Origin of the sequence: uncultured Propionibacterium sp., from assembly GCF_963539965.1 — a bacterium.
Taxonomy (GTDB): Bacteria; Actinomycetota; Actinomycetes; order Propionibacteriales; family Propionibacteriaceae; genus Propionibacterium.
Map to the genome: position 1 here is coordinate 1 of NZ_CAUTOU010000097.1, position 6118 is coordinate 6118.

General features: G+C 72.8%; 6 protein-coding genes and 1 pseudogene. 5 read left to right on the forward strand and 2 right to left on the reverse strand.

The window, feature by feature from the left end; all coding sequences use genetic code 11:
* Positions 1-111: 111 nt before the first annotated feature.
* Both R2N01_RS10885 and R2N01_RS10890 read right to left on the reverse strand, forming a co-directional pair.
* Entirely contained in the window at positions 112-1119 is a 1008-nt protein-coding gene (locus tag R2N01_RS10885) for a 1,4-dihydroxy-2-naphthoyl-CoA synthase (RefSeq protein WP_316671101.1), read from the reverse strand.
* A 47-nt stretch (positions 1120-1166) separates the two neighbouring features.
* On the reverse strand, positions 1167-2522 hold the full coding sequence (locus tag R2N01_RS10890) for a nicotinate phosphoribosyltransferase (protein ID WP_316671103.1): 1356 nt from the start codon (positions 2520-2522) through the stop codon (positions 1167-1169).
* A gap of 167 nt (positions 2523-2689) precedes the next feature.
* On the opposite strand from R2N01_RS10890, the gene clpS reads away from it, so the two are divergent.
* The 5 genes and pseudogenes from clpS to R2N01_RS10915 all read left to right on the forward strand — a co-directional run.
* On the forward strand, positions 2690-2998 hold the full coding sequence (gene clpS, locus R2N01_RS10895; protein ID WP_316671104.1) for an ATP-dependent Clp protease adapter ClpS: 309 nt from the start codon (positions 2690-2692) through the stop codon (positions 2996-2998).
* Positions 2998-3585, forward strand: coding sequence for a DUF2017 domain-containing protein (locus tag R2N01_RS10900; protein ID WP_316671106.1), 588 nt, complete (start codon positions 2998-3000; stop codon positions 3583-3585). Before clpS ends, R2N01_RS10900 begins: the two co-directional genes overlap by 1 nt.
* Positions 3586-3639: 54 nt before the next feature.
* On the forward strand, positions 3640-4479 hold the full coding sequence (gene murI, locus R2N01_RS10905) for a glutamate racemase (RefSeq protein WP_316671109.1): 840 nt from the start codon (positions 3640-3642) through the stop codon (positions 4477-4479).
* A gap of 103 nt (positions 4480-4582) precedes the next feature.
* Positions 4583-5341, forward strand: a complete 759-nt coding sequence (gene rph, locus R2N01_RS10910) for a ribonuclease PH (RefSeq protein WP_316671108.1) — start codon at positions 4583-4585, stop codon at positions 5339-5341.
* Positions 5338-5958: pseudogene (locus tag R2N01_RS10915) on the forward strand (non-canonical purine NTP pyrophosphatase); the annotation flags it as partial. The gene rph and the pseudogene R2N01_RS10915, both read left to right, overlap by 4 nt.
* Positions 5959-6118: the final 160 nt, after the last annotated feature.

Below are 6118 nucleotides of genomic sequence, written 5' to 3' on the forward strand. Positions count from 1 at the left end.
GGAGCGGACCGTCCCGGCCCGCCAGGACCGGCTCCAGCGCACGCGCGAGGGCCCCCGCCGACTCGCCGGTGCGGGCCGCGACGAGGGCGCTGAGCGACGGGGCGGCGGGCATCAGAAGTAGTACGGGTACTCCGACCAGTCGGGCCGGCGGCGCTCCAGGAAGGCGTCGCGGCCCTCCTGGGCCTCCTCGGTCATGTAGGCCAGGCGGGTGGCCTCGCCGGCGAAGGCCTGCTGGCCGGCGACGCCGTCGTCGATCATGTTGAACGAGTACTTGAGCATGCGGATCGACTGGGGCGACTTGGTGGCCACGGTCAGGCCCCACTCGATGGCCGCCTCCTCGAGCTGGGCGTGCGGCACCACCTTGTTGACGACGCCCCAGGCCTCGGCCTCGGCGGGCGTGTAGGGCTCGGCCAGGTAGAAGATCCGGCGGGCGCGCTTGTCGCCGATCTGGCGGGCGAGCAGGCCGGTGCCGTAGCCGGCGTCGAAGGAGCCCACGTCGGCGTCGACCTGCTTGAAGACGGCGTGCTCCGCGCTGGCGATCGCCAGATCGCAGACGACCATGAGCGAGTGCCCGCCGCCGGTCGTCCAGCCGGGAATCGCGGCGATGATCGGCTTGGGGGTGGAGCGCATGAGGCGCTGCACCTCGAGGATGTGCATGCGGGCGCGCCGGCCCCGGTCGATGCGGGCGGCGCGCTGCGGCGTCATGCCCTGCTCGCGGCCCTCGTGGCCGGCGCCGTGCGGGGTCTCGCCGGGCTGGTACCGGTAGCCGTCGGCGCCCCGTTGCAGCTGGTCGCCGCCCGACGAGAAGGCGTGGCCGCCGTCCTTGGGGGAGGGGCCGTTGCCGGTGAGGACGATCGCCGCGACGTCGGGCGTGGAGCGGGCGTCGTCGATGCAGCGGTAGAGCTCGTCGACGGTCTGCGGGCCGAAGGCGTTGCGCAGCCGGGGGCGGTCGATGGCGACGCGCACCACCGGCAGGTCGTGGCCGGCCGGGGCGCCGTCGGCATCGCCGCGCGAGACGAGGCGGTGGTAGGTGGTCTCGCGGAGCGGGACCTCGTCGGGGGCCGCCTCGCGCCAGCGCGAGGCGTCGAAGGTGTCGGAGACGCCGGGAAGACTGCTCATGGGGGCGAAGCTATCATCGCCCGGCCCGCCCCGGGGCGGGCCGCCGGTCAGATGTTGCCGGCAGGCCGGCCCGCCGCGTAGACGTTGTCGAGCTCGCGGCCCTGCTCGTCGAGGATGATCGTCGGTATGGCCGGCTCGGCGTTCGAGATGCGCTGGGCGTCGATGGGCAGCTCGGCGCGGGCCGTCCGGTGGCGGTCGCGCGCGTCGGTGAGCGGCTCGGCGCCGACGATCTCGCCGTTGCGCACCAGCTCGACGATCAGCGTGCGGTCGCCCGAGCCGGCGCGCGGGGCGGCGTTGACGCCGATCACCTCGGCCTGGGCCAGGCCGTCGTCGTCGATGGAGCGCAGCGCGAACTTGCGCCCGCCGATCGTCTTCTTGTTGGCCGATCGCTTCGCCACGTCGATCATCGGCGCGTCGGGGGAGTCGGCGGAGGCGCGGGCGACGAGCTTGTAGACGAAGCCGCAGGTGGGGTGACCCGATCCTGTGACCAGGCTCGTGCCGACGCCGAAGCCGTCGACGGGGGCGCCGCGCAGGGCGGCGATCTGGTACTCGTCCAGGTCGTTGGTGACGATGATCCTCGTGCGCGTGGCGCCGAGCCGGTCGAGCAGCTCGCGCACGTGCTTGACCTCGGTGAACAGATCGCCGGAGTCGATGCGCACGCCGCCGAGCCCCCCGCCGGTCAGCTCGACGGCCTTCACGATCGCGGCGTCGATGTCGTAGGTGTCCACGAGCAGTGTCGTGTCGGCGCCGAGCCACTCGAGCTGGGCGGCGAAGGCCTCGTCCTCGGAGTCGAAGAGCATCGTGAACGCGTGGGCCGCGGTGCCCGACACCGGGATGCCCCAGGCGCGGCCGGCCTCCAGGTCGGAGGTGGAGCTGAAACCGGCGATCCAGGCCGCGCGGGCGGCCGCGACCGCCGAGGACTCGTGGGTGCGGCGGGCGCCGAACTCGGCGATCGGGCGGCCCTGGGCGGCCATCGTCATGCGGGAGGCGGCCGCGGCGATCGCGCAGTCGTGGTTGTAGATCGACAGCAGCAGCGTCTCCAGCAGTACGGCGTCGGCGAAGGAGCCCTCGACCTGCAGCAGCGGGGAGCCGCCGAAGTAGAGCTCGCCCTCGGGGTAGCCGACGATGTCGCCGTGGAAGCGGTAGCCGGACAGGTACTCGGCGAGGACGTCATCGGCGATGCCCTCGCCGAGCAGGTAATCGATCTCCTGGTCGCCGAAGCGGAAGTCGCCGACGGCCTCCAGCACGCGCCCGGTACCGGCGACGACGCCGTACGAGCGGCCCTGGGGGAGGCGGCGGGGGAACAGCTCGAAGAGCACGTGGCGGTTGGCGCGGCCCGAGTGGAGGGCGGCCTTGACCATCGTGAGCTCGTACATGTCGGTGAGCAGTGACGTTACGGCCATGGGCCCACACTACGGCAGCGGAGGGGCCGGCGACCCATTGATTTCGATTCGTGATCGAAAATTGGGCGGGAGCCCCCGCCGCCCGGGCCTCGGGCACCGGCGGCGGGGTCGTTCCCGCAGGCGGCGGGCCCGTGGATTCTGTTGAGTCGTGAGACAGAATGGGGGGTATGACGGAAACTCCTCCCCCGGCACCCTCCGGCAGCACTGCCGTCGTCGAGCGGCCCGCCGAGGAGGCCGTCGGCAACCGGAACTGGGTGACGATCGTCTGGGACGACCCCGTCAACCTCATGAGCTACGTCACCCACGTGTTCTGCACCTACTTCCACTACTCGCGCGACCGCGCCGAGCGCCTCATGATGCAGGTTCACATGGAGGGCAGGGCCGTCGTCAGCGCCGGCAGCCGTGAGCGCATGGAGCGCGACGTCAATGCCATGCACGGCTTCGGCCTGTGGGCCACCGTGGGCAGGGGCGAGTAGTGCACTCCTTCCGCCGCCGCCGCGGCCAGCTCACCTGCACCTTCGAGGCCGCCGAGCTCAGCGTCATGATCAGCCTCGTCGGCCAGCTCATGGAGCTGCTCACCGGCGACGGCATGCCCGGCACCGCCCCCGGCGGGCTGGGGGAGCAGGATCTCTTCGCCGAACTCGAACGGGAGTTCAACGAGGCCCCGGCCGATGACTTCTGCCAGAACCCCGACGTCGATCCGGCCCTGCGCCGGCTCTTCCCCGACGCCTACCGGAACGACCCGCGGGCCTCGAACGAGTTCCGCCGTTTCAGCCTGGCCGAGCAGCGCGACGCCAAGCTCAACGCCGCCGTGGCGATGCTCGCCGACCTCAACCAGGTGGGCGACGACATGCGCTGCGCGGTCCCCGACGAGCACATCGGGGCCTGGCTCAAGACCCTCACCGCCGTGCGCCTGGCCCTGTCGGTGCGCCTGGGCATCCTGACGGCCGATGACGCCGACCGACTGGGCGAGCTGCCCGAGGACGATCCGCAGGCCGCGATCTTCTCGATCTACGAGTGGCTCGGCTGGGTGCAGGAGTCCCTGCTCGACTGCCTCCACTGAGCCCCCGTCCCGGCGCCGGCACCGGCTAAGATCAATGGCGTGCTCAGCCCGGAAATGGACTCGACGGCCCCGCCCGTACTCGACGGCGCGGGGCGCGCGAACGCACCGATCGGCGTCTTCGACTCCGGCTTCGGCGGTCTGACGGTGGCGCGGGCGGTCGTCGACCTGCTGCCGCACGAGGACATCGTCTACCTGGGCGACACGGCCCGCGCCCCCTACGGGCCGCGCCCGATCGCGCAGGTGCGCGGCTTCGTCCTGGAGGCCCTCGACGATCTCGTCTCGCGCGGCGTGAAGGCCCTGGTCATCGCGTGCAACACGGGCTCGGCCGCGGCCCTGCGCGATGCCCGTGAGCGCTACGGCGTGCCCGTCATCGAGGTGGTCGTCCCGGCCGCCCGCAAGGCCGCCGCGATCACCCGCAACGACCGCATCGGCGTCATCTGCACGCGGGCCACGGCGAGCTCGCGGGCCTACGACGACGCCCTCGGCGCCTCGCCCGTACGGCTGTTCACGCAGGTCTGCTCGAAGTTCGTCGAGTACGTCGAGGCCGGCGTCACGACCGGCTCGCAGATCCTGGCCACGGCCCGCGAGTACCTCGCCCCGCTGCAGGAGGCCGAGATCGACACGCTCATCCTCGGCTGCACGCACTACCCGCTGCTGTCGGGGGTCATCAGCTATGTCATGGGCGAGCGCGTCACCCTCGTCTCCAGCTCGGACGAGTGCGCCCGCACCACCTTCGCCGAGCTGACCGGGCTGGGCCTGCTGCGCGACGACCTCGACCACGAGCCGACCCGCCGGTTCATCACCACCGGCGACGCCGAACAGTTCCAGGGCCTGGGCCGGCGCCTCATGGGCGGTTTCGTCGACGGGGTGCAGGCCGCCCGGATCCCCGGCTGAGCCGGGGATCCGGGGCCTGCGGCGGGGCCGCGGCGGACCCTGCGGCAAAAGGCGTCGCACCGGGCGGCGCCGGGAGGGGCGTTAACGGGTAGTCTTGCCAGACGTGTCCGACTCTGCGAAGACGGTGCGCGCCGATGGCCGCGCACTGGATGAACTGCGCCCCGTGACCCTCACCCGCGGCTGGCTCGACCACGCCGAGGGCTCCTGCCTCATCGAGTCCGGGAGGACCCGCGTGCTCGTCGCGGCATCCGTCACCGAGGGCGTCCCGCGCTGGCGCAGGGGCTCCGGGCTCGGCTGGGTGACCAGCGAGTACGAGATGCTCCCGCGGGCCACCGGCACCCGTTCCGACCGGGAGTCGCGCCGCGGCAGGATCGGCGGCCGCACCCATGAGATCAGCCGCCTGATCGGCCGCAGTCTGCGCGGCATCATCGACTACGGCGCCCTGGGCGAGAACACGGTCGTCATCGACTGCGACGTCCTCCAGGCCGACGGCGGCACCCGGACCGCCTCCATCACCGGCGCCTACGTCGCCCTGCACGACGCCGTCGAGTGGCTGCGCGCACGCGGCGCCCTGGCCGGGGAGCCGCTGACGGGCTCGGTCGCGGCCGTCAGCGTCGGCGTCGTCGGCGGCGCCCCGATGGCCGATCTGGCCTACGGCGAGGACTCGCAGGCCGATGTCGACATGAACGTCGTGTGCACCGGCGCCGGCGAGTTCGTCGAGGTGCAGGGCACCGGCGAGGGCGCCACCTTCGACCGCGAGGCGCTCGGGCGCCTGCTCGACCTCGGCCAGGCCGGCTGCGCCCGGCTGACCGACCTCCAGGCCAGGGCGCTGGCCGATCCAGAGGGGAGGGCCTCGCTGTGACCCGGCGCATTCTCCTGGCCACCGGCAATGCGAAGAAGCTCACCGAACTGCGCCGCATCATCGCCGACTGCGACATGGACCTCGAGGTCGCCAGCCTCAGGGACATCGACCCGTACCCCGGCCCCGAGGAGTCCGAGTGGACCTTCGAGGGCAACGCCCTGATCAAGGCCCGCGAGGGCATGATCCACTCCGGTCTGCCCTCGCTGGCCGACGACTCGGGCATCTGCGTCGACGCCCTGGGCGGCATGCCCGGCGTGCGCAGCTCCCGCTGGAACGGCCCCGAGCAGGAGGACATCGCCAATCTCGAGCTCGTCCTGCGCCAGATCGAGGACGTCCCCCGCGGGCGCCGCCAGGCCCAGTTCGTCTCGGTGATGGCCCTCGTCATGCCGGACGGCCGCGAGTTCACCACCCGCGGCGAGATGGCCGGCCACCTGACCAACCGCCCCAAGGGCTCGCGCGGCTTCGGCTACGACCCGATCTTCGTGCCCGACGAGCAGGTGCCCGACGCCAACGGCCGGCTGCGCACCGCCGCCGAGATGACCGCCGACGAGAAGGACTCGATCAGCCACCGCGGTCGCGCCGTGCGGGCCATGCTGCCGATCGTCGCCCGCGAGCTCGGCCTGCCGGCCCCCGAGGACCTGCACGTCGAGCCCGACGAGGTCCCCGGCGTCGGCCGGGAGGGCCCGGCGCCGACGCTGCCCGCCAGCGAGTGGACCGCCCAGATCCCCGTCGTCAGGAGCCCCGGGGCCGAGCCCGCGGCCAGGCCGGCCCGGGGCG